Source organism: Methyloceanibacter sp. wino2 (assembly GCF_003071365.1).
GTDB lineage: Bacteria > Pseudomonadota > Alphaproteobacteria > Rhizobiales > Methyloligellaceae > Methyloceanibacter.
In genome coordinates this window covers 674,900-697,898 of the sequence record NZ_CP028960.1, presented here as the reverse complement: position 1 = coordinate 697,898, position 22,999 = coordinate 674,900, and the positions used below count along the sequence as shown (strand labels likewise).

The following is a 22,999-nucleotide window of genomic DNA, read 5'->3' as shown; positions in this document are numbered from 1 at the left end:
GCGGACACTCCTACTATCGTATGGGATCGCCGAAGCTTGCGCTGGATCAAGGTAGGCCGGCAGCGGTCGGCGTGTAACGAAGCTGTAATGAACCGCGATGGCTGACGCGGTTCTGACGACGTTTCCGGGGCTCCGCGCCACCGGTGGGGATCTGGGCAAGGCTTGAGATTAAGGGGTTGGGAACATGGCCGCATCGACTCAGCGGGATGAGTGGAAAGCGCTGTCGGACATTCTCGCGATTGGGCCGCAGCGTTTCTCGTTATCATCGGTCTCGTCCTCGCAGTAGCAGGCGACGGCTTGGCCATGAAGTTTCATGGCTGCGTTCTGCTCGGCGCATCGGGCCTTGCACTTCTTTATATGCTGACCCAGTTCGTCGAGGCGCGTGAGCCCGCGGACACCAGCGGCTATGCCGACGGCGTCGTCCGGGCCGGCGTCATCGCGACGGTGTTCTGGGGCATTGCCGGCTTCATCGTGGGCGACCTCATCGCCTGGCAGCTGGCGTTTCCGGCCCTGAACTTCGATCTGCCGTGGACGAGCTTCGGTCGCCTGCGGCCGCTCCACACATCGGCGGTCATTTTCGCGTTCGGCGGCAATGCGCTGATCGCGACCTCGTTCTACGTGGTGCAGCGCACCTGCCGCGCGCGCCTCGCGGGCAAGTGGTCCCCGTGGTTCGTGTTCTGGGGATATCAGCTCTTCATCGTTCTGGCGGCCACCGGCTACCTGCTCGGCGTCACACAGAGCAAGGAATACGCAGAGCCCGAATGGTACGTGGATCTGTGGCTGACGCTCGTTTGGGTCGTTTATTTCCTTGTCTTCATCGGCACCATTGCCAGGCGCAAGGAACCGCACGTCTACGTCGCGAACTGGTTCTACCTGGCGTTCATCGTCACCGTCGCCATGCTGCACATCGTCAACAATCTGGCGGTGCCGGTGTCGCTGCTGGGGACGAAGAGTTACATCCTGTACTCGGGCGTCCAGGACGCCATGACCCAGTGGTGGTACGGCCACAACGCGGTGGGTTTCTTCCTAACCGCCGGCTTCCTAGGCATGATGTACTACTTCGTGCCGAAGCGCGCCGAGCGGCCCATCTATTCCTACCGCCTGTCGGTGGTCCATTTCTGGTCGCTGATCTTCATCTATATCTGGGCCGGTCCGCACCACTTGCACTACACGGCGCTGCCGGACTGGGCGCAGACGCTGGGCATGACCTTCTCGATCATCCTGTGGATGCCGTCCTGGGGTGGCATGATCAACGGTCTCATGACGCTGTCCGGCGCCTGGGACAAGCTGCGCACCGATCCGGTGATCCGCATGCTGATCGTGGCCGTCGCCTTCTACGGCATGTCGACCTTCGAAGGCCCGCTGATGAGCATCAAGTCGGTGAACTCGCTGTCGCACTACACCGACTGGACGATCGGTCACGTGCACTCCGGTGCGCTCGGCTGGGTCGCCTATATCAGCTTCGGCGCGCTCTATTGCCTCGTGCCGTGGCTGTGGCACCGCAAGGCGCTGTACTCACAGCGCCTGGTCGAGTGGCACTTCTGGATCTCCACGCTCGGCATCGTGCTCTACATCACCTCCATGTGGGTCTCGGGAATCCTGCAAGGTCTGATGTGGCGCGCCTACAACTCGCTCGGCTTCCTCGAATACTCCTTCGTGGAGACGGTCGAGGCCATGCACCCGTTCTACATCATCCGGGCCATTGGCGGATTGCTCTTCGTCCTTGGCGCTCTGTTGATGGCTTACAATCTGTGGCGCACGGCCCGTGGCGATCAGCCCGTCGATGCGACCGATCAACCGTCCGTCGCTGCGGCTCCTGAGTTCCGGCCCGGCGAATACACGGCGCCGGCGGAGTAGGGAGAGGACAATGAGCTGGGGAAGACACGAGGTCCTTGAAAAAAGCCCGATGCTGATGCTGATCGGCATCCTCATCGTCGTGAGCATTGGTGGTCTGATCGAGATCGCGCCGCTGTTCTGGCTGAGTTCGACGGTCGAGAAGGTGCAAGGAATGCGGCCGTACTCGCCGCTGGAGCTGGTGGGCCGCAACATCTACGTCCGCGAAGGCTGCTATCTGTGCCACAGCCAGATGATCCGTTCTCTGCGCGACGAGGTCGAGCGCTACGGGCACTACAGCTTGGCCGCCGAGAGCATGTACGATCATCCGTTCCAGTGGGGATCGAAGCGCACGGGCCCTGATCTCGCCCGTGTCGGCGGGAAGTATTCGGACGAGTGGCATCGTGAGCACATGATCAACCCGCGTGCGGTCGTGCCCGAATCCGTGATGCCCGGCTATCCGTTCCTGGCGGATACCGCCCTGGACTATGACGACATCCAGGAACAGTTGAAGACCAACGTGGCGGTCGGCGTGCCGTACACGGAGGAGATGATCGAGTCCGCGAAGGCCGATCTCGAGGCGCAGGCCGGAAAAGAATCCGGTGACGTGGAGGCGCTGCTCGCCCGCTATCCGAAGGCGCAGACAGGGCCGTTCGACGGCAATCCGGACGAAATCTCCGAGTTGGATGCTCTGATCGCATATCTGCAGATGCTCGGGACACTCGTCGACTTCGCAAGCTTTGACGAAGCCGGCCCCAATCTGAGGTGAGGACGGGACGATGGATTACGAACAAGTTGCTTCGATCAGCCAGGTAGCCGCGCTCATCTTCTTCATCGTGCTTTTCGCCGGTGTCGTTCTCTACGCGTTCTGGCCCGGCAACAAGAAGCGCTTCGACGAGGCGGCCAGGCTGCCTTTGGAAGACGACCCAGAGTCCGACAACGGGAAAGACAGCTGAGCCATGGCCAACAAGGAACCCAAAACCTCGGAGGAGGTCGGAACCACCGGTCACGAGTGGGACGGCATTGAGGAGTGGAACAACCCGCTGCCCAAGTGGTGGCTTTACGTCTTCTACGCCTGCATCGTCTGGGCAATCGGCTATTGGATCGTCTATCCGGCGTGGCCCACGGCCTCGACGTATACGAAGGGATTTTTCGGCTACAGCCAGCGCGGCCAGGTATCGGACGACGTGGCCGCCTCGCAAGCCGAGAAGGCGGTCTTCCGGGACAAGATCGCCGATAGCGATCTCGAGGCGATCAAAGCCGATCCGGAGTTGCTCAACTTCGCGCTGGCCGGTGGTCAAGCAGCATTCGGCGATAACTGTGCGCCGTGCCACGGTCGCGGTGCCCAGGGCGCCTTCGGTTACCCGAACCTGCGCGATGACGCCTGGCTGTGGGGCGGCTCGCTCGAGGCGATCCATCAGACCATCCAGCACGGCATTCGCTCCGAGGATTCGGCCACACGCATGAGCATGATGCCGGCTTTCGGCAAGCTCGGCATGCTGAACCGCGAGCAGGTTTCCGACACTGCCGAGTATGTGATGTCGCTGTCCGGCAATGAGGACGATGCCGAGGCGGCAGCGCGCGGCAAGGAGATTTTCGCGACCAACTGTGCCGCTTGCCATGGTCCGGACGGCGGCGGGAACCAGGCGCTCGGCGCCCCAGATCTCACGGACGAGCTCTGGTTGTACGGCGGTGACAAAGACACCGTCGTCGAAACGATCACCAACGCCCGCGCCGGTATGATGCCGGCCTGGTCGGGCCGGCTCGATCCGGCAACGATCAAGGAACTGGCGATCTACGTACACTCCCTGGGTGGCGGTCAGTAGCGTCCGGGCGTAACTTGGAATGAAGATGGCAAATGTCGAGCTGGGCAGCGGCGACGGTGCGTCTTCCTCGAAAGAGGCAACGCAGCTCTACGCGGGCCGGACCAAGATTTATCCGAAAGAGGCTCATGGCCGGTTCAGGACGACCAAATGGATCGTCATGGCGGTTACGCTCGGCATCTATTACCTGCTGCCCTGGATACGTTGGGACCGCGGGCCGTACCTCCCCGACCAGGCCGTCCTGATCGATCTGCCGGCGCGCCGCTTCTATTTCTTCTTCCTCGAGATCTGGCCGCAAGAATTTTATTACATCACGGGCCTGCTGGTGCTGGCGGCGCTGGCGCTGTTTCTCATTACGTCGGTGGCCGGGCGCGTGTGGTGTGGCTACACCTGCCCGCAGACGGTTTGGACCGATCTGATGATCGCCGTGGAGCGGTTCTGGCAAGGTGACCGCAACTCGCGCTTGCGTCTCGACAAGCACCCTTGGGCATTCGAAACGGTCTGGAAGAAGGGCGCCACGCACCTGACCTGGCTTGCGATCGCGGTCGCCACCGGCGGCGCGTGGGTCTTCTACTTCGCCGACGCGCCGACCCTCGCCAAGCAACTTGTCACGTTCAGCGCGCCCGCCGCGGCCTACTTCTTCATCGGCCTATTCACGCTCTCTACCTATGTGCTGGGCGGCATCGCGCGTGAGCAGGTGTGCATCTACATGTGCCCATGGCCGCGGATCCAGGGGGCCATGTTCGATCGCGATTCCCTGCTGATCTCCTACCGCTCCTGGCGCGGCGAACCGCATGGGCCGCACAAGACGGGTCAGTCGTGGGAGGGCAGGGGTGATTGTATCGACTGTCATCAGTGCGTGGCGGTTTGCCCCGCCGGCATCGATATTCGTGACGGGGCGCAGCTCGAATGCATTCAATGCGCGCTCTGCATCGATGCCTGCGACGAAATCATGGACAAGGTCGGCAGACCCCGCGGTCTGATCGCTTACGACACCATTCGCAATCTCGATGCCGGTGCGAAGGATGCCGAGCCGTTGCGGCTGTGGCGGCCGCGCGTCCTGCTCTATGCCGGCGCCATTGCCCTGGTCAGCATCATCATGATCGTCGCGCTCGCAATGCGGCCCGTGCTCGAGGTCAACGTCCTGCACGACCGCAATCCGCTCTATGTGAAACTCTCCGATGGTGGCGTGCGCAACGGCTATGAAGTCAAGCTTCTCAACAAGCAGTACGTCCCGCGTGCCTTCAAGATCGGCGTCTCCGGTCTGACGGGCGCGAGCGTCCAGATGGTCGGCCATGAGGGCGGTGTCGTGCCGGTTCCGCCGGACCAGTTGCAGGCCGTCAAGCTCTACATCACCCTGGACAAGGCCGGCGTCCGCGCGCTGCCCGAACAGGCGACGCCGTTCCAGCTCGTCGTGACCGACATCGCGACAGGAACGAGCACCGAACATGGCGCGACCTTTCAGGGGCCGCCTAAGCCCGAGGCAAGACGATGATGGCGGCCGCGCCGTTCCCACGGAGCGTGACGGGCCGTCATGTGCTAATCGGCCTCGTCATCTTTTTCGGCATCATGTTCGTGGCCAACGGTTTGCTCGTCTACTACGCGGTCTCCACGTTCAGTGGTGGTGATCGCCCAAACCCGTATCGCAGTGGCCTCAACTACAATGAGACCATCGCCGAAGCGGAGCAGCAGGCCGCGTTGGGCTGGTCGGCTAAGGCGGACTATGACAAGAGTGCCGCACGGGTTACCTTGCACTTTGCCGATTCCGCCGAGGCGCCCGTCACGGGACTCGCGCTTTCCGGCAAGCTTGTCCGGCCGACCGTCGACAGCGACGATCGCGTCGTGACGTTCCGGGAATGGCGCGAAGGGGTGTACGTCTCCGATGTAACCCTCGATCCCGGCAATTGGATTCTCAGTGTGGAATCCGCGAAGCAGGATGGCGGTTCACCGGTCTATCGCCTGAAAAAGCGATTGATCGTTGCCGACGGGCCATGACGGACGCCCATAGCGCCCAGCTCAAAGAGTCCGGGTCGCGCGCACAGCCTATCCAAAAGGCTGAACCTTCCACCATGACGCTCGCCGTCGAGGACATGCATTGCGGCGGTTGCCTGCGCTCCGTCGAACGGGCCGCCATGCGTGTTCCGGGCGTCGCGACGGCGCGAGCCTCGCTCGCCGCCAAGCGGCTGACGGCGACCTACGACCCGGCCGCCACGTGCGAGGCCGACGTCATCGCGGCGCTGGACCGTGTCGGGTTCGAAGCCGCGACCTTGGAGGAATCCAAGGAGGATCGCGGGGACCAGCGCCAGAAATATCTGCTCCGGCGTGTCGCGGTGGCAGGCTTCGCCGCCATGAACATCATGCTCATCTCCATCGCCGTGTGGTCCGGCGAAGGCGGCGACATGGATCCGGCGCTTGCACAAATGTTCCGCTGGCTGTCCGCGCTGATTGCGTTGCCGACGGTCATCTATGCCGGCGAGCCCTTCTTCGTGTCGGCTTACTCGGCGCTCAAGGGGCGTCGGCTCAACATGGATGTGCCCATCTCGCTCGCCATCATCCTGGCGACGGGCATGAGCATCTACCAGACCATGGAGGCAAGTGAGCAGGTCTATTTCGATGCCGCCGTCACGCTACTGTTCTTCCTTCTCGTCGGCCGCTATCTCGACGAAGCCTTGCGGGTCCGCGCGCGGGGCGAAGCACAGAATCTCCTCAGCCTCCAGAACGGGATCGTCACGCTCGTGGCCGAAGACGGGAGCCAAACCAAGGTCCCGGCCAGCGCGCTTCGTCCGGGCGATCGAATTCTCGTCGCCGTCGGCGAACGCGTCGGCGCCGATGGTGTGGTCGCGCATGGGACCGGCGAGGTCGATCAAAGCTTGATCACCGGCGAGACGATGCCCGTCGCCGTCACCGACGGGGCGGAAGTCTACGCGGGCACGCTGAACCTCACACGCAGCCTCGAGATCGAGGTGACCGCTGCGGACGACGCCACGCTGCTCGCCGAGATCAGCCGTTTAATGATGGCCGCGGAGCAGGGAAAGGCCCGCTATCGCGTTCTGGCCGACCGGGCGGCGCAGATCTATGCACCGGCCGTGCACGGGCTGGGGCTCGCGACATTCGTCGGTTGGCTCGTCTTCGGCGCCTCTTGGCAGACGGCGCTCACCTACGCCATCGCGGTGTTGATCATCACCTGTCCCTGCGCGCTCGCGCTTGCCGTGCCCGTGGTTCAGATCGCGGCGGCCTCGCGGCTGTTCAAGCGCGGGGTCATGGTCAAGGTTCCCGACGGGCTCGAGCGCATCGCCGAGGTCGATACCGTCGTCTTCGACAAGACGGGGACGCTGACGCTGGGCGAGCCGCAACTGCTGGATGCCGAGGCAGTTCCGGCGGAGACACTCGCCGCCGCTGCGGCGCTTGCGAGCGGAAGCCGCCATCCGTTTTCGCGGGCCCTTGTCGCGGCAGCTGAGGAACGGCTCGGGTCCGTCGAGATCGCAAGAGACGTCGAGGAGACGCCGGGCGAAGGCCTGTCGGTCAAGACAGCCCACGGAGAGGAGCGCCTTGGTTCGGCCGCTTGGTGCGGTGTCGAAGGTGCCGGCGGACATACGGCTGAGGTTTGGTATCGGCGCGGCGACGATGAACCGGTCTGCTTCCGGTTCGCGGACCGGCTGCGCCCCGATGCCGCCGAGACCGTCGCGGCGCTCAAGGCGCGGGGACTTGCGGTTGCCCTCCTTTCCGGAGACCGGGAGGGAGTGGTCGCGCGCACGGCCCGCGAAGCCGGGATCGACGACTTCGTCGGCGAACTCAAGCCGGCCGGAAAGATCTCGTGGCTCGAGGATCGCGCCAACGAGGGCCGCAAGGTGCTGATGGTGGGCGATGGGCTGAACGACGCGCCTGCGCTCGCCGCGGCCCACGCCTCCATGTCGCCGGCGACCGCCGCCGACATCAGCCAACGGGCCGCCGATTTCATCTTCCAGGGTCGGGCGCTGTCGCCGGTCGTCGAGGCGGTGGAGACGGGCTCCCGCGCCCGCGCCATGGCATTTCAGAATTTCGGTGTGGCCCTGGTCTATAATGCGATCTGCGTGCCCCTTGCGATGGCTGGGTTCGTGACGCCGCTCATCGCGGCCATCGTAATGTCGAGTTCGTCCATTCTTGTGACGCTCAATGCGACCCGGCTGGCCGGAGGACCGAGATCATGACCGCACTTGCCTGGCTTGTTCCTGCCGCGCTCTTTCTCGGGGCCTTGGGGCTCGGGGCCTTCCTCTGGGCGCTGCGGTCCGGACAGTTCGAAGATCTGGATGGCGCGGCATACCGCGCGCTCGAGGATGTCCCTCCGGACGACGAGGACGCATCGCGCGACTAGGCGATTGATCGGCGCGCAACCTTGCCTGCGCGGGAATCACTCCGCGATTGAGGGGTTCTCGACAGGCCGTTCGGTGACTTCCCAGCCTCGGGACCGCATGATCTCGAGCTCGGCGTCGCTCGCAAAGCGCGTATCCCAGTCCGCAAGCAGTGGCTGCATGATGTACCGCCAGACCGGGTACACAAGCGCGAACGTCGCCATCGTCTGATAGCCGTAAGGAAGCATCGGCACGTCTTCCGCCGTGTCCAAACGCCAGAAGGGTTTGGTCGCGAACATGTGGTGATCGGAGTGCCGCGGCAGATTGTAATGCAGCACGTTCGAGAGCCGGTGGTAGCAGTCCCAGCTATGACGCGGCCGGATCGGCGCATTGTCGGCGCGGACGATGCCGTAATGCTGCACGTAATTGATCAGCTCGTGGAAGAACCGCCCCAGCAGCGCGGCCAGAACGAAGAGCAAAAGCGCGGAAGCACCTCCGATGAGCACCACGACGACGACGATGGCAAGAGGTGCGGCCAGAGCCTGTATGAATCTGTTATGGCCGGACCAGACGGGGAGCCCCTTGCGGCGAAGCCGCTCCGCCTCGACGTTTGCTGCCTGCGCATACTGCCCATGGATGGCGCGCAGCAGGAACGGGAAGAGCCGCTCGCCGCGGCGGGCCGTCGAGGCCTCGTCGTAGCTGCCCACCCGGCGGTGATGCACGTGGACATGGTAGATGACGAAGGACGTGTTGAAGGTGAAGCCCAGCAATACGTGCGCGACCGTCTGGGGAATTCTCCCCTGCCGGTGCGTGAGTTCGTGGCCCACCGTGGCGCCCACCAGGGCGAAGAGATAGCCGACAACCCAGATTACCCCGACCGTCTGCAGCGGGTGGTCGGTGATGGTGGTGTTTCTTGCATACACCGCCAGCAGCACGGCCAGCAGACACATGAGCGGCAGCGCCAGGTAGAGATTGACGTTGTAGAAGCTGCGGGCGCCGTCGCCCAACCGGTCCAAGTCTTCGCCGCTGAGCTCATCGGCGAAGGACCCGAACACCATGATCAACAGGATGACCACGAACGGCATCCAGCCGCCGACGAGCAGCGAGATGGATCCCAGTAGCAGTAGAATGTTTGCCGACGCGTACTGCCCGGCGGCGAGAATGCCGGACCCCCAAGTCCGGCGTGTCTTCGCCTCATTGGTGGACGAAACCACGGCCCTTCTCTTCGTGCGCTCTTAGGTTTGCTTGTGCCTACGGTCCCTATGCTACATATCTCGAAGCTGGGGAAAAGCCATAGTTTGACGTCTGACAGCACGGCGGCTGTTTTCGAAAAACCATGCCGGCCGGTATTGCGCTGCTTGGGCGACAGGCGGTCATGACCACAGCCTGACGGGCACGGAGTGCTATGCGAACGGTACTGATCACAGGGACGTCTACGGGCATTGGTCGGATAACGGCCAAGGTCTTGGTATCAAAGGGCTGGCACGTCTTCGCCACCATGCGGAATCTCGACAAGAAAGGACCGCTGGAGAAGATGGTGGGCGAGGCGGACGGCCCCGGCCGCCTGACGTTCGTGGCGCTCGACGTGACCGATCCGGCCTCGATCGATGCTGCCGTGGAGGACATTTTGCCCCAGACCGGCGGCACGCTCGACGCGGTCGTGCACAATGCGGGGGTCGCGATTGCCGGGGCCCACGAAGACCTGCCCGACACCGAAATCCGGCGTGTCATGGAAACGAACTTCTTCGGCGTACTCGGACTGACCCGCGCGCTCTTGCCGACGTTCCGTGCGCAAAAGCACGGCCGGATCGTCTGTATCTCCAGCCAGTCGGCTTTTGCCGGCCAGCCCACCAACTCGATCTATTGCGCGTCGAAATGGGCCTTGGAGGGTTGGGCCGAGTCCATTGCCTACGAGCTGGACCCGTTCGGCATCGACGTCGTTCTCATCGAGCCCGGCCCCTACAAGACCGAGATTTGGGAGGCGACCGAGCGGGTCACGCCGCCTGGCGGTCCCTATACCAATTGGGTGCGCCTGGTGATGCGCGGCGCCGATGCGCATGCGGCCAAGAATGCACGTGATCCCAAGGAAGTCGCGGACGTCGTGGCCAAAGCACTGGAGACGCCGCATCCGAAGTTCCGGTATCCGGTCGGCTTCTTCGCCAAGCTCGATTTCTTCCTGCGCGGCAAAGTGCCGAGCCGTTTCATCCGGCGCGGCACAACGCGCTATCTCGGCATTCCACGCACGCGCTGAGCTTACGCGGACTTCGCCCCGGGCTCTTCGGTCTCGTCCGACGCTGCCGTGGCTTCGCGATTCTCGCGTGAGGGCCAGTAGCGCTCCATCGTCGACATGACGGCCGGCAGGAACAACAGCGCACCGATCACGGCCGAGGTCAGCACGATCACGACGATGGTTCCGTAGAGGGCCACCGTGGGCAGCTTGCTCAACATCGTCGTGCCGATACCGCCGGCGATGAGCACCGTGGCCATGATGACGACAGGGCCCACATCCATGGTGGTCTTCCTGAGCGCGGCGGCCACGGAGTCCAGGCTCGCGCGCTCCAGGCGGTAGCGGGTGAGATAATGGATGGTCGCGTCGACCGCGATGCCAAAACCGACCGCAAAGGCGACAAGGCTGGTGAACTCGAGGCCGCCCTCCACGAGGTGCAGATAGGCGCCGCCCATGGCGATCGGGAATAGGTTCGGCAGGACGCTGGCAAGGCCGGCCCGCAGCGACCGCATGCCGACGCCGATCAGCACGAGAATGAGACCGATCGCCGTGATTAGGCTGATGTTGAGCTGCTTGATCATTTCATGGCTCGCCGCCGACGACACCGGCACGATCCCGGTGACGGCGATCTTGAGCCCCGGGTTCTTTGCCTCGATCCTCCGCATCTTGCGCTCGACCTTGTCGAGGATCGGCGTCATCTGGTCGGACGTCATGGCGTGGAACTGTGCCGAGATGCGGATCGCGTTCTCATCGAGAGCCACGAAGCTCGCGGCGAAGTCCCGCGTGTTCTTGGCTTCCAGAAAACCGATCAGCCGGTCCTCACCGACTTCGCCGCCGCCGAGCCACTCCTCGACCGTATGGAGCGAGGTCACCGCACCAAAAGCGGGCTCGTCGTCGAGGACCTTATGGACCTGCCGAATGATCTCAATTGTCTTGTACGACTTCAGAGCGTGCTTCTTGGGGAAGTACAACAGCACCTCGAGCGTACTCGCGCCAGCAAGCTTGCTGTCGTAGGCCTGGATCGCCTTCAGGGCCGTACTTTCCGGCGGCATGTTGTTGGCATAGCTGTATTGCGGCTCGTTCAGGAAATGGAGCCAGAGACCGCCTGCAGTCAGCACCAGCCCGATCAGGGCGATGGCCCGCGGAAACGACGAGACCGCGTCCGCCGCCTTTTCGCAAAGGCCGTCGATACCTTTCCGGAAAAGATCGGTCTTCTGCGTCTTGCCGTGGACCTTCTTGGCGAAGCCGCGAAGGAGGAGTACGGACAAAGCCGGGACCATCAGCAGCGTGAGGATCAGCGACATGGCTGTGCCGGACGCCGTGGTGATGCCGAAATGCGCGATGAACGAATGCGGCATCCAGATCAGCGATGACATCGCCAGAGCCGTCGTCAAGGACGTCAGTACGCAGGCCGGTCCGACGCGCTTGACAGCTCCCTCGATCGCCTCCTCCAGGGGATCGCCGCGTTCGAGACCGCGGCGTATCGAGAACAGCAAGTGTAGGCAGTTGGACAACACGATCACGAGGATGATCGTCGGCGCGATGCCCGTCAGCAGGTTGATGTCCTGGCCGAACAACCACATGCCGCCCCGCAGCCAGGCCACGGCAAGGATGGCGGGTACGACGGCGATAATGATGAGAGGAATGCTGCGCAGGAAGATCCAGCAGACGATGATCCCGAGTCCGACCGCGACGAGGCCGAACATTTGCTGGTCGCTCGAAAGCCCTGACAGAATCTCGTCGCGTATCACCGCAAGCCCGGTCAGGCGCGCAGTCACGTTGGTCCCGGCCAAGGTCTCTTGAGTGGTCTTGCCGATTTCGGCGACAAGCGCGCGTTCGGCCGCTTGCCCTTCCGTGTCCTGCGCTAATTGCTCCAGCGTGAGCGCGAAGACTGCGATGGTCCAGTCGTCGTCCAAGAGCTTGCCCTTGACCAGCGGGTGATCGGTTATCTCTTTTCGCGCAGCGTCGTTGTCTTGGAGTTTCGAGAGGTCTTCCGGAAAGACCGGCAGGGACTCGGCGTCCTCATCCTCGGGCGCCGTGACCGCGGTGAACATGGACAGCACGCCGGTGACGCCGTCGATCTTCAGCAGATTGTCGCGAAGAGCGCGAAGCGCCTCGAGATCCTTGGTGTTGAACGGCGTCGTGGATTCAGTGACGATCTGAAGGTCGGGCTGGCTGGCGGGGAAACGCTCGTTGAGGAGATCGAGCTGGACGAATGCCGGATCGTCAGAGCGGAATATTTCGCGAACGTCGCTTGAAAAGCGGTTGTGGGTGGCGCCGAAAATTGCAAACGGCGTAATCACCGCGATGATTAGGAGGCATAACCAAGGATATCGTAGAGAAACGAGCCCGAGTTTCTCTATTCCGAAACCAGCCGTCATCGAAAATCTTCCTCTCAGTCGCGCGCCCCGAATCGAGTCTACTTCTGCCCACCGGCGCAAACCATTAGCCCCGACCTGTAGCCTTAATTGGCGGACTTGAACAGGTGCCTTGGAACAGGTGCCGTACAGGACACCCGGTCCCGAAAACCCTCGGTTTTCCGCCCGTACTCGCCCGTTCCGTGGTCGTCTCCGTGCCTTTCATGCGGCGGGATACGGTGAGAACTGCTTACGAGCCACTAGTGACGGAATCTCTAAGGCGTTCCAAAGGCGCCGGCAGCCAATGATTGGCCGTGGCCGCCCCGTGAAACGGTCCCGATTGGACGCCCCCGTGCGCCCCCTTGAGCTTGGAGCCTTTTATACAGTGGTCTGTGTAGCAATCCAGAGAGGGTAGGGACTTGCGTCGGGCGGTGCTCTCCGGCGCCGGCTGGCTCAACTGCGGCGACACGGCGCAGTTGGGAGGGCTGCCGCGTCGCTACACTCTATGCTGGCGAAGACTGGCGTCGATGTCACGGGGGTGATATGGGCACCGCACATCTTTGGCTGCGCAACTGGGGGAAACTGGCATGAGAGAAGCAATTTCGGCCGCCGCCGCCGCGGAGCTGATCCCGGACGGCGCGACCGTTTTGATTGGCGGCTTCATGGGGGTCGGCTCACCCCTCCGGCTCATCGATGCTCTTGTCGCTGCGGGGCGCAAAGATCTCACCATCGTCGCGAACGATACGGCGATGCCGGGCAAGGCGATCGGCAAGCTGGTAACCGCCGGCGCCGTCTCCAAGGCGATCGTCAGCCATATCGGCCTCAACCCCGAGACCCAGGCCAAGATGATTTCCGGCGAGATGGAAGTCGAACTCGTGCCTCAAGGGACGCTGGTCGAGCGCATTCGCGCAGGCGGTGTGGGGCTTGGCGGTGTACTGACGGCCACGGGCATCGGGACGCCGGTCGAAGAGGGTAAGGAGAAGGTCGAAGTGAACGGCAAGCCTTACCTTCTCGAGATGCCCATCAAGGGTGACATTGCGCTCCTTGCGGCGAGCCGCGCCGACTATGTGGGCAATCTGGAATTCTCGCTGACGGCCCACAATTTCAATCCTGTCATGGCACTGGCGGCCGAGACTGTCATTGCCGAGCCGACAAGCATTGTCCCTATCGGCGTCATCCCGCCCGACGCGGTGAAGACGCCCGGCATTCTGATCGACCATTTGATTGAGAGGGCTCCCGTATGAACCCGAAGGAACGCATCGCGCGCCGCGTCGCGCTCGAGGTCAAGCCCGGTTCGCTCGTCAATCTAGGCATCGGCTTGCCGAGCATGGTCGCAAACTATCTGCCCGACCAGGTTGATGTTTTCTTCCAGGCCGAGAACGGCGTGATCGGCCTCGGCGCCCGTCCGCCCGAGGGCATGGAAGATCCGAACCTGACGGATGCCGGCGGCGGTTTCGTCACCGCCGTTCCCGGCGCGGCCTCTATCGACTCGGCCATGTCGTTTGGGATCATTCGCGGCGGCCATCTCGACATGACGGTCCTGGGCGGGCTGCAGGTCGACGAGCGTGGCTATCTGGCGAACTGGATGGTGCCCGGGAAGATGGTGCCGGGCATGGGCGGCGCTATGGATCTCGTCGCCGGCGCCAAGCGCGTCGTCGTCGCCATGGTCCACACCGCGAAGGGCACGCCCAAGATCGTGCCGGAATGCGCTTTGCCGCTCACGGCCGTCCGCCGGGTCAGTCTGATCGTGACGGAAATGGCCGTGATCGAACCGACGGAAGAGGGGCTCGTCCTGCGCGAGGTGGCTTCCGATTCCAGCGTGGACGACGTCATCGCCGCCACATCGGCGAAGCTGATCGTCGATGAACCGCCGTTGGAAATGAAGCTCGCCTAAGTTCCGACGGCTACACCGGACACGCGCGCGAACTCACTACCGCGGCGCCGCGGACCCGCGCCCCCGGAACAACAGCACGAAAACGTAGAACAGCCAGACGCCGATAGCCGACACGGCGGCCGCCACATACGTCCAGGCCGCCGCATCGAGAACGTGATCGACGCCGTCGATCTGCGTGTCGCCCTCGATGATGCCGTGCGTCACGAGCAGGTTCTTCGCGCGGCGGCTGGCGTCGAACTCGACGGGCAGCGTCAGCAGCGCAAAGACGAAGGACGCGCCGAAGAGAATGACGCCGCTCCAGGTCAGGGCGTTGGCCTGAAGAACCAGGCCCGCCACGAACAGCCACGGCGCGATCTGCCCGGCGAATTGCACGAAGGGCACCACATGGGTGCGGAATTCCATGGGCCCGTAATCCTCGGCGTCCTGGATTGCGTGGCCGGTTTCATGCGCGGCAATACCAGCAGCCGCGACGCTCGGCGTGAAATAGACGTCCTGACTCAACCGCAGCACTTTTGCGGCTGGATCGTAGTGGTCGCTGAGGACGCCCGGCGTGGATTCGATGGCTACGTCCTGCAGACCCTTGGCGTCGAGCAGTCGCCGCGCGACCTGCGCACCGGTGATCCCGCTGGTGGTCCGCACCTGGGAATATTCCGTGACGTTCTTCTTGATCCGCGCCTGCGCATAGAAGCCCAGCAAGAGACCGGGCGCGACCAAGATCCAAAATAGCGGGTCCTCGAACATGGCTCTCGCGGAAGGCACTGGGAGCGGGCTGTCCCGGCGGATGGCCGATGAGCTTCGAAGAGCTCCGCCGCCGAGCCGCTCCTTTTGGTCTACCCGCGCCTCTTCCAGGTGTTGAATGCGAACGCGATTAGAACGGCGAGGATCACGCCAATCCCCACGGCGGCCAGCACGCCCCAAATCGTGACGGTTTCGCCCTGCATGGTGCGATCCTCCCAAGACAACATGCCGCGCGGGCACATGCGCGCGCGACGCCGGGAGTCTACGCTATTTTCGCGTGCCGCCTGAAGTCTTGCTTATGAGGTTTTATCGCGCCGGTCCCAGAGCCCAGGCGCGTGCCGGCTGCTTGTTCCGCCCCAGGAGGCGCTTGAACAGACCGCGATTGCGCGGCGCTGCCTGGACCTCGCGCGTTTCGCGCGTAGCTTGCGGCGCCAAGGCCCGGCTGAAGAGGCCCCGCCGCTGAGGCGGAAGTGCCGCGGCGATGCGGTCGACAGCGGGTTCGGCCACCGGCTGCTTAGGATGTGTAGGCTCCTGGACGCTCGCGACCGTCGTGGGCTCATGCCGCTGGACGTCTGGGTGATCCTCGGCCGGCGTGTTGGCTGCAAGGGCCGCCGTCTCGACCGTGCCCGCAGAACTCGAACTCTGGCTGCCGTACGGTTCCGACGTTTCGTTCGCGGCCAGCATCGTGGTCGCGGCCCGCGGGCGAACGCGAATGCCATCGCGGAGCGACCCGAGGGTCGGGCCCCAAGATGTCAGAAGCGGCTTATCGTTGTGGATGGGAATCTCGTTCGCGCTGAGTGCCATCTTGGACTCAGGCGGCTCAGTCAGCACATAGGCGATGCCGATGAGTAGAGCGATAAAGAGTACAAACCTTGTCATGGCCAGATCTCCGAACCTGGCCCCCCGTACCGTTTAGATGGGGGAGCGCGTCTCGCGTTTCAACCGGGCCCCTCGATTGATTGGGCGATAGGCCGCCTGTCCCCCCGAATCCGGACATCGGCGCGACGCCACGAAGACGCTACCGCATCGGTGCCCCCAGCGCTTCTTGTTCTTTCTCCGATGGTTAGCTCGCTTGGTTAGCGGCCATGGTTAGTGAAACCTTGGGGACCCTTGATCGGCCTTCAAACACGCGCGATCGCCGATCCAAGGCCCTTCCATTGTCCCAAAGGACGAGACAGGGAGGCCCTTGCAGGGGACGCGGAGACTGGCATTCTTGCACTGCAGCAAAACGAGCAATTCCCAAGAGCCAGGAAGGGGTACCCCATGAGTGCGCTCTACAGTGTCCTGATCGCCGATCCGATCCACGATTCGGGCCGCGATATTCTCGACAGCGACGCCCGCATTCGCGCCGATGTCGAAACAGGGCTCGACGAGGAGGCATTGATCGCGCGGATCGGCGACTATGACGCCCTGATCGTCCGTTCCAAGACCAAGGTCACCAAACCCGTCATCGAGGCGGCGAACCGCCTGCGGGCCGTCGGCCGGGCGGGGATCGGCGTCGACAACATCGACATCCCGTCCGCCACCGAGCGCGGGATCGTCGTCTTCAATACGCCGGACGCGAACGCCACGACCACGGCGGAACTTTCCATCGCCCACCTGATGTCGCTCAGCCGCAATCTGCCCCAGGCGGACCGCGCCGTGCGAGGCGGCGAGTGGAAGCCAGCGCGCTACTCCGGCGTCGAGCTCTCCGGCAAGACGATCGGCGTGATTGGTTTTGGGACGATCGGACGCCTTGTCGCTGAGCGATGTGCGTCCCTGAAAATGCGGGTGCTTGCCTATGACCCCTTCGTTGCGCCGGAGATCATGGCCCAACACGGAGCCGAGGCCGCCGATCTCGAGACGCTACTCGCATCCGCGGACTACGTCACGCTTCATTGCCCCTTGAGCGACAAGACGCATCACCTACTCGACGCGCCCCGCTTGGCCACGATGAAGCCGGGCGCCCGCATTATCAATTGCGCGCGCGGCGGCCTCATCGACGAGGCGGCGCTGCTCGATGCCTTGCAGAGCGGACACCTCGCCGGTGCCGCGCTCGATGTCTACGAAGCCGAGCCGCCCACGGGATCGCCGCTGCTCGGATTGGACAACGTTGTCTTTACACCGCATCTGGGCGCCTCGACGGAGGAGGCGCAGCAAGCCGTGAGCCTTCGCATCGCCGAGGACATGATCAAGTTCCTAAGTACCGGTGCCGCTGAGACAGCAGTCAATCTGCCCCGCGTTACGGCCGACCAGCTCACACAGACCGGGCCATACCAGAGCCTGGCCTATGCGCTCGGCCGTCTCGTGGGAGCGCTCTGCGAAGGGCCGATCTCACAATTGGACGTGCACCTGTTCGGCCGGGTAACGGAGTTGGATTCGCGGCCCATCACCGCCGAGGCACTGGTGGGGTTGCTCAGCCAGCGCATGACCGGGCGGGTGAACCGGGTCAACGCCGGCCATCTCGCCAAGGAGCAGGGCATCGAGGTGACCGAGTCGCGAACCGAGGAGGCGCGGGATTTCGTTTCGCTGGTGGAGATCTCGGCGCAGAGCGGCGGGCGTACGACGACCGTGGCGGGAACGTTGCTCGGCGGCAGCCATGCGCGACTTGTGCGGATCGACGGTTACGACGTGGAAGCCATCCCCAAGGGGAACTTCCTCTTCACGCGCCATCAGGATCAGCCGGGCGTCGTCGGCGCACTGGGCAGCATCTTGGGCCGCGAGAACATCAACATCTCGCGCATGCAGGTGGGCGTGGGCGATGACCCCGACACCGCCATTGCGCTGATCAGCATTTCGGCTTCCCTGTCGGCCGCGGCCATGGAGGAGATCCGGTCGCTGCCGCCCATCGAGCAGGCCGTGGGCTTTGCGCTGTGACGGCGTCCGGCAAGCCCTTCGACATCGTCTGCTTCGACTGTGACAGCACCCTCAGCCGGGTGGAGGGCATCGATGAATTGGCGCGCCGCTCCGGGGTGGAGCAAGAGGTGGCTCCGCTGACGGCGGCGGCCATGGCGGGCGAGATCGCGCTCGACGCCGTGTACGGGAGGCGCCTGGACCTCGTGCGGCCTGACCGGGCGGCGGTCGAATGGCTGGCGCAGCTCTACGTGGAACAGATGGTCCCGGGCGCGGAGGAGTCTGTGCAGGCTCTGTGCGGCGCCGGGACGGACGTTCACATTATCAGCGGCGGACTGCGGCAGGCAATTCTGCCCTTGGCAGACACGCTCGGCGTGCCGGTGGCGAATGTCCACGCCGTCGACGTGATGTTCGGCGGCGACGGTGCCTATTGCGATTTCGACCGGAACTCGCCCCTGGCCCAGCCAGGGGGCAAGGCCGAAATCTGCCGCCTATTGAGCGGCGGGGAACGGTCGGTGGCCCTCGTCGGCGACGGCGCGACGGACATCGAAGCGCGTGAAGCCGGGGCCTTTATCGTCGGCTTCGGCGGCGTGGTCGTCCGCGAGACGGTGAAATCGGGGGCCGACGTCTTCGTCGCCGGGCCGTCGCTCACGGCGGTTCTCGACGCACTCCTGTAAAGCTAGGCTGCGGCAATCATGAAAATGGGAGGCACCGAACGGCGCCTCCCACAAAACTCTCGCATCACGCCTGTGACGTCTCGGGCCGCTAGCTCTTCATCGCGTCGTTGAAGTTCTTAGCTGTCGTCTCAAGCGACTTCGCAAAGGCATTGCGCGACTGGTCGAGCGCGTCGCTCATCGCCGACCAGGAGGATTGGCCAGCCTTGGTCAGTTCGTCGACTTTCGCCGCGAGATCCGCTTGGGCCTTCTTGGCGTCCGCCTGGAGCTGCGCGACCTGTGCCTGCGCTTGCGCCTTGTTCTTGTCGTGGACGTCGCTCACGCGCGCCATGTACGCGTTGACCGTGTCCTGCCAGGCTTGAACTTGCGCTTGGGCCCGCGCCTGGAACATTGCCTGATTGTCCTTCAGAAGACCGGCCCAGTCGCCGGCGTTGTTCTGAAAGTTGGCCCAGAGGGTTTCCATGTCGGCCTTGGCCTGTGCCACGGAAGCCTCGCCCTGCGCTTGCGCGGTCTTGATATCGCGCTGGCCTTGCTCGACCCATTGATTCAATTGCGCAATGGCCTGCTCGGCTTGCGCGCGCGAATTCGCATCGAGCTTATCGAGATTGGCCTGCAGCGTTCCGGCGTTGGCGGCCATCTCGTCGAGACGTGCTTTCGCCCAATCGACGAAGACATTCACACTGTTCTGAAGGGGAGATTGTTCACTCATATCTCAGGCCTCACTTGCTTGGAGTTTCCAGGGACAGCCAATTGGACACCAATTCCATTGCCGCTCTCTTCTTGTATGTGCGGCTGCTGGCCGAAAGCCGCGTAGCGACAGCATTGAAAGCATTGTCGGGACGCTGCAGCGATACGGGACTCCCGTAACAGCAATGTGGTGACTGTCGGCCTAACTGCACAGATCAATACCTGCCGGCATGCGAAAAACTTTGGCTCCGCCGACTACGGCGCGAAGAGCGCAGCACCGCATCGTTGGGTGTGCCCAGACATCATCCGGCCAGAACAATGGCGAGAGGCCAAGTTCCGGTGGCTAGCCACAACATTTGCAACATATTCCCGTCATTTTTACCAAGCCTGCGTTTTGGCACGGTTCTGGAGGCCATGTTACCAAAGCCAATCAGAGGTGCACTGGCTGGCTTTTCAGGGGTTTAGGGTGCTGAAACGACGGGTTGAATCCGGTCCGCGCTTCCACCGGGAAACGTGGCTCGCCGCGGCGCTGAATGTTCTGGCCGAGGAAGGCCAGGCAAAGCTGCGGATCGACAAACTCGCGGCCGATCTCGGCGTCACCAAAGGCAGCTTCTATCATCATTTCAAATCGCGGGACGATTTCGTCCAGAAGCTCCTCGACTACTGGTCTCGGAGCTACACGGATCGCGTCATCAAGGAGATCGGGGCCCTTCAGGTGCCCGCGCGCGAGCGCGTCCTCGAGATGATGCGCCTCATCGTTCGCGAGCGGTTGGATCGGTATGACATCGCCTTTCGGAGTTGGGCGGCTCAAGAGCCGTCCGTGGCCGAGACGGTTCGGAAGGTCGACGCCAGGCGCCACCTCTTTTGCCGGTCGCTTTTTGCCGAGATGGGTTTCGAAGGCGCGGAGCTCGAATTCCGCACCCACGCTTTCCTCGCGTATCAGGTGGGGAAGGGGATCATCTATGTCCCCGAAGCATTGCGCGATCCCGACGAGCGGCTGCGGTGGGCGGAAGGCTTTTTCGCCAATCCGTGTTTGCCGGGCGACGTTTGCATCCCGGCGGACGCCGGGGCCGACGTGACTGTCTAGGCCGGCGGTGGCACACGACTTCGCACCTCTGAGATTCAATCCGCGCAGGCAGGCCCGCCGCGTCAATCCGCCTGGGGCGGTATCGCTCCGAAACGATCGAAAATTTCCTGCAAGCTCGCCGTGTCGTGCTCGTCAAGGCTCGTGCCGTGTTCAAGCGCGTTTCCGAAGACCATAGAGCCTGCGCCCGAGGCTGCGAGCGACTGACGTGCTGAGCGGCCTTGGCCGAGAGCACCGCCGAGGATCTCCTTCAGGATATCGCCGAAGATGCCCCCGCCTTGAGGCTGCACCTGTCCGCCGCCAGCGGGAGTGCCTGTGCCGCCCGGGCCGACGATCACCGGTTTGACGCGCCCCTCCTGAACGGCCTTGCCGAGTTCCTTCAAGATCTGTCCGAAGATGTCGCCGCCCGGTGTCGCCGGGCCGCCCGGGAAGGTTTGATCGCCGCCGGATGCAGGGGGACGGGGAACCGGCTGCGATTGTGTGTCTGTGTCCGGCAGTTCGGCAGAGACGTCCGGGACGGGAAACTTCGGCCGTGCGGGCTCCGCAGGCGCGCGGCGCCCGTCGCCGACCGAATCCAGGATATCGCCAATAGGCGGCACCGGACTTTGCCCCGGCTGATAGGGCGCCGACGAGCCGCCGCCTTGCTGGAAAATCTCGCGGAAGATATCGAAGATTCCCCCGCCGCCGGGCCCCGGCTGTTGGGGCACAGGCTGTCTCGGCATCGGTTGCCGTGGCATCGGCTGTTGTGGTGCGGGTTCGGCCTGACCCGAACTGCCGCGCATCAGACCCGACAGAAGCATCCCCACCAAAACAGGCAGGATCTTCTCGAGGATCGCCCCGCCCACGCCGGACAGTTGCTGCGCGTGGGCGGCGACCGCTCGGCTGGCCTGCGGTGACCCGAACAGGTTGGCCAAGACCGCGTTGCCGGAAGCGACCCCTTCCGGCGAGAGCGCGACGTCCGGGTCATCGTACATGGCGTAAAGACTGGGCTGGCGCCCGGCCACATCGAACAGGTCACCGAGCCCTTCGGGCGTCGCGGTGGACCGTTTCAGGCCCAGGGAGATCGCAGGCAGAAGGGCGGCGACGGCGGCCTCGGTCTGTTCAGGCGTCAGGTCGTAGGCACGTGCGATGAGGTTCATGGCGTCGCCGTGCTGGGAGGCGGCGAGGATGTCTTGCAACGTTGCCATGCTGGAATCCTCCTTCCGTGAGTTGCCCGCAGCTCAAGCGCTGAGGGTCTTCTGTATGTCGGCCAATGTCGCTTTTTCCGCGTCGCTCACCCTGACCCCGCCAAAGCCGAGAAAGCCGCCTTCCTTGGAGGCTTCCGCAACCTTCAAGCTGATCTCTTCCAGCCAGGCCTTGAAGGCGGCGGCGTCTTCAGGCGCCTTGGTATCCAGAATGCGGGCGACATCGGCGAGGACGGACAAAGCCTTGGGCACGATGTCGTCTGGCGTGGCGCCGGCAAAGCGTGCCTTCAGGGCTTCTATGATTTCACCGCGCCCATCCGCGGACTCGAAGTCGGTGACGACGGCTTTGACCAACGGACTGGCATTCGGATCCGACTTGGCCGTGGCGAGGGCTGTGCCGCTTGCAAACGACTCCTTGAGCATTCCCCACAGTCCGCTGGGGTCGGCAGCTGTGATCGCCATGCCGGCGATCGTCGGGCTCATCAGGATCGTGATCCATTCGTCTTGTGTGAAGCTTTGTTTGTCGGCCATCGGCACCTCCTCATAGAACGTAAGTTCCTATCAAAAGAACTGCACAATATCGAAGCAACGCGATCTTCGCGGGGGCGATGTGCGTGCCCGACCATCTAGAACGGACAGTGTATCCTGATCGTTCTCCCGCATTCGGCAACCTTTTTGGCGAACAAAGTCCGTGCGTGGCGGTTAATGACAATGATGGCCTTGTAAATTGGCGTAGTTGGTTACACCTAACGGGTTATTCGTGGCAGACAACGGGCATCAGAGGGGGATGTATGCGCGGTGGAGCATTCGGCCTTGGCGTAAGACGCGCCAGTTTCGCAGTCACGGCGGTCGTCGTGAGTGTGTTCATGGCCGGACAGCCGTCGGCGAAGGCGGCTACAGACGAGGTCAGCATGGAACTCAATAAGTTGAGCAACGATGCGGCCGGCTGTCAGGCCTATTTCGTCTTCGATAACCAGGGCGCTGCCGAATACGACAAGCTGAAAATCGATCTGGTCGTTTTCAACTCCGAAGATGTTTTCGAGCGCCGGTTCGCCATGAGCGTCGCGCCGCTCGATGCCAAGAAGCGCACCTTGCGGATGTTCGAGTTCAAGAAGATCGCCTGCGACAAGATCGGGAGTTTCCTGATCAACGGTGTGCTTGAGTGCCAGCAGGGCAAAAAAACCAAGTCAGATTGCGTTCAGCGCCTCGTGCCGTCGAGCCGGGTCGACGTTGAGCTGACGAAATAGATCGGCGCAGAAATCGAGATTTGCGTCACGTTCTTGTAACCAGTTTCCCGGAAAACGGGTGTGTGATTCCACTCGTTTGACCGCAGCGAGG

22 protein-coding genes are annotated in these 22,999 nt (G+C 63.3%); 15 read left to right on the top strand and 7 right to left on the bottom strand.

Annotation, left to right across the window (positions count from 1 at the left end; translation table 11 throughout):
• Positions 1–303 precede the first annotated feature (303 nt).
• From ccoN to ccoS, 8 genes are read left to right on the top strand one after another with little or no spacing between them, the layout of a single operon-like run.
• Entirely contained in the window at positions 304–1,857 is a 1,554-nt protein-coding gene (ccoN, locus tag DCY11_RS03175) for a cytochrome-c oxidase, cbb3-type subunit I (RefSeq protein ID WP_108683641.1), read from the top strand.
• A 10-nt stretch (positions 1,858–1,867) separates the two neighbouring features.
• Complete coding sequence (ccoO, locus tag DCY11_RS03170) at positions 1,868–2,602, top strand: cytochrome-c oxidase, cbb3-type subunit II (RefSeq protein ID WP_069444389.1); 735 nt, start codon at positions 1,868–1,870, stop codon at positions 2,600–2,602.
• Between the two features lie 10 nt (positions 2,603–2,612).
• On the top strand, positions 2,613–2,789 hold the full coding sequence (locus tag DCY11_RS03165; RefSeq protein WP_108681225.1) for a cbb3-type cytochrome c oxidase subunit 3: 177 nt from the start codon (positions 2,613–2,615) through the stop codon (positions 2,787–2,789).
• A 3-nt stretch (positions 2,790–2,792) separates the two neighbouring features.
• A complete protein-coding gene (gene ccoP / locus DCY11_RS03160) occupies positions 2,793–3,659 on the top strand; it encodes a cytochrome-c oxidase, cbb3-type subunit III (protein ID WP_108681224.1) in 867 nt (288 codons plus the stop codon).
• Between the two features lie 19 nt (positions 3,660–3,678).
• Complete coding sequence (ccoG, locus tag DCY11_RS03155) at positions 3,679–5,151, top strand: cytochrome c oxidase accessory protein CcoG (protein ID WP_108681223.1); 1,473 nt, start codon at positions 3,679–3,681, stop codon at positions 5,149–5,151.
• Entirely contained in the window at positions 5,148–5,651 is a 504-nt protein-coding gene (locus tag DCY11_RS03150) for a FixH family protein (protein WP_108681222.1), read from the top strand. The genes ccoG and DCY11_RS03150 overlap by 4 nt, the downstream gene beginning before the upstream one ends.
• Positions 5,648–7,843 carry a heavy metal translocating P-type ATPase gene (locus DCY11_RS03145; RefSeq protein WP_108681221.1) on the top strand — a complete coding sequence of 732 codons (2,196 nt, stop codon included), beginning with the start codon at positions 5,648–5,650 and terminating at the stop codon, positions 7,841–7,843. The genes DCY11_RS03150 and DCY11_RS03145 overlap by 4 nt, the downstream gene beginning before the upstream one ends.
• A complete protein-coding gene (ccoS, locus tag DCY11_RS03140; protein ID WP_069444393.1) occupies positions 7,840–8,007 on the top strand; it encodes a cbb3-type cytochrome oxidase assembly protein CcoS in 168 nt (55 codons plus the stop codon). The genes DCY11_RS03145 and ccoS overlap by 4 nt, the downstream gene beginning before the upstream one ends.
• A 36-nt stretch (positions 8,008–8,043) precedes the next feature.
• On the opposite strand, the gene DCY11_RS03135 is transcribed toward ccoS, so the two are convergent.
• Positions 8,044–9,198: a fatty acid desaturase gene (locus tag DCY11_RS03135; RefSeq protein ID WP_108681220.1), complete on the bottom strand. Its 1,155-nt coding sequence runs from the start codon at positions 9,196–9,198 to the stop codon at positions 8,044–8,046.
• Positions 9,199–9,389: 191 nt separating this feature from the next.
• On the opposite strand from DCY11_RS03135, the gene DCY11_RS03130 reads away from it, so the two are divergent.
• Positions 9,390–10,235, top strand: a complete 846-nt coding sequence (locus DCY11_RS03130) for an SDR family oxidoreductase (RefSeq protein WP_108681219.1) — start codon at positions 9,390–9,392, stop codon at positions 10,233–10,235.
• A gap of 2 nt (positions 10,236–10,237) precedes the next feature.
• Here DCY11_RS03130 and DCY11_RS03125 read toward each other — a convergent pair whose 3' ends face one another.
• Entirely contained in the window at positions 10,238–12,592 is a 2,355-nt protein-coding gene (locus DCY11_RS03125) for an RND family transporter (RefSeq protein WP_108681218.1), read from the bottom strand.
• A gap of 563 nt (positions 12,593–13,155) precedes the next feature.
• On the opposite strand from DCY11_RS03125, the gene DCY11_RS03120 reads away from it, so the two are divergent.
• Together DCY11_RS03120 and DCY11_RS03115 are read left to right on the top strand one after the other, a co-directional pair.
• On the top strand, positions 13,156–13,812 hold the full coding sequence (locus DCY11_RS03120; protein WP_108681217.1) for a 3-oxoacid CoA-transferase subunit A: 657 nt from the start codon (positions 13,156–13,158) through the stop codon (positions 13,810–13,812).
• Positions 13,809–14,462, top strand: a complete 654-nt coding sequence (locus tag DCY11_RS03115; RefSeq protein WP_108681216.1) for a 3-oxoacid CoA-transferase subunit B — start codon at positions 13,809–13,811, stop codon at positions 14,460–14,462. The genes DCY11_RS03120 and DCY11_RS03115 overlap by 4 nt, the downstream gene beginning before the upstream one ends.
• 36 nt (positions 14,463–14,498) lie before the next feature.
• On the opposite strand, the gene DCY11_RS03110 is transcribed toward DCY11_RS03115, so the two are convergent.
• Together DCY11_RS03110 and DCY11_RS03105 are read right to left on the bottom strand one after the other, a co-directional pair.
• Positions 14,499–15,203: a zinc metallopeptidase gene (locus DCY11_RS03110; RefSeq protein ID WP_108681215.1), complete on the bottom strand. Its 705-nt coding sequence runs from the start codon at positions 15,201–15,203 to the stop codon at positions 14,499–14,501.
• 303 nt (positions 15,204–15,506) lie between these two features.
• Complete coding sequence (locus tag DCY11_RS03105; RefSeq protein WP_108681214.1) at positions 15,507–16,079, bottom strand: hypothetical protein; 573 nt, start codon at positions 16,077–16,079, stop codon at positions 15,507–15,509.
• Between the two features lie 384 nt (positions 16,080–16,463).
• On the opposite strand from DCY11_RS03105, the gene serA reads away from it, so the two are divergent.
• Together serA and DCY11_RS03095 are read left to right on the top strand one after the other, a co-directional pair.
• The gene (serA, locus tag DCY11_RS03100; RefSeq protein WP_108681213.1) at positions 16,464–18,056 is read left to right on the top strand and encodes a phosphoglycerate dehydrogenase; all 1,593 of its coding nucleotides are present in this window, start codon (positions 16,464–16,466) and stop codon (positions 18,054–18,056) included.
• A complete protein-coding gene (locus DCY11_RS03095; RefSeq protein WP_108681212.1) occupies positions 18,053–18,709 on the top strand; it encodes an HAD-IB family phosphatase in 657 nt (218 codons plus the stop codon). Before serA ends, DCY11_RS03095 begins: the two co-directional genes overlap by 4 nt.
• A gap of 88 nt (positions 18,710–18,797) precedes the next feature.
• On the opposite strand, the gene DCY11_RS03090 is transcribed toward DCY11_RS03095, so the two are convergent.
• Entirely contained in the window at positions 18,798–19,415 is a 618-nt protein-coding gene (locus DCY11_RS03090) for a hypothetical protein (protein WP_159079767.1), read from the bottom strand.
• 444 nt (positions 19,416–19,859) lie between these two features.
• Between DCY11_RS03090 and DCY11_RS03085 the strand changes: the two genes are divergently transcribed.
• On the top strand, positions 19,860–20,480 hold the full coding sequence (locus DCY11_RS03085) for a TetR/AcrR family transcriptional regulator (RefSeq protein ID WP_159079766.1): 621 nt from the start codon (positions 19,860–19,862) through the stop codon (positions 20,478–20,480).
• Between the two features lie 62 nt (positions 20,481–20,542).
• On the opposite strand, the gene DCY11_RS03080 is transcribed toward DCY11_RS03085, so the two are convergent.
• Complete coding sequence (locus tag DCY11_RS03080) at positions 20,543–21,664, bottom strand: DUF937 domain-containing protein (RefSeq protein WP_108681209.1); 1,122 nt, start codon at positions 21,662–21,664, stop codon at positions 20,543–20,545.
• Positions 21,665–21,697: 33 nt separating this feature from the next.
• A complete protein-coding gene (locus tag DCY11_RS03075) occupies positions 21,698–22,192 on the bottom strand; it encodes a hypothetical protein (protein WP_108681208.1) in 495 nt (164 codons plus the stop codon).
• A gap of 260 nt (positions 22,193–22,452) precedes the next feature.
• On the opposite strand from DCY11_RS03075, the gene DCY11_RS03070 reads away from it, so the two are divergent.
• A complete protein-coding gene (locus tag DCY11_RS03070) occupies positions 22,453–22,908 on the top strand; it encodes a hypothetical protein (protein WP_108681207.1) in 456 nt (151 codons plus the stop codon).
• Positions 22,909–22,999: the final 91 nt, after the last annotated feature.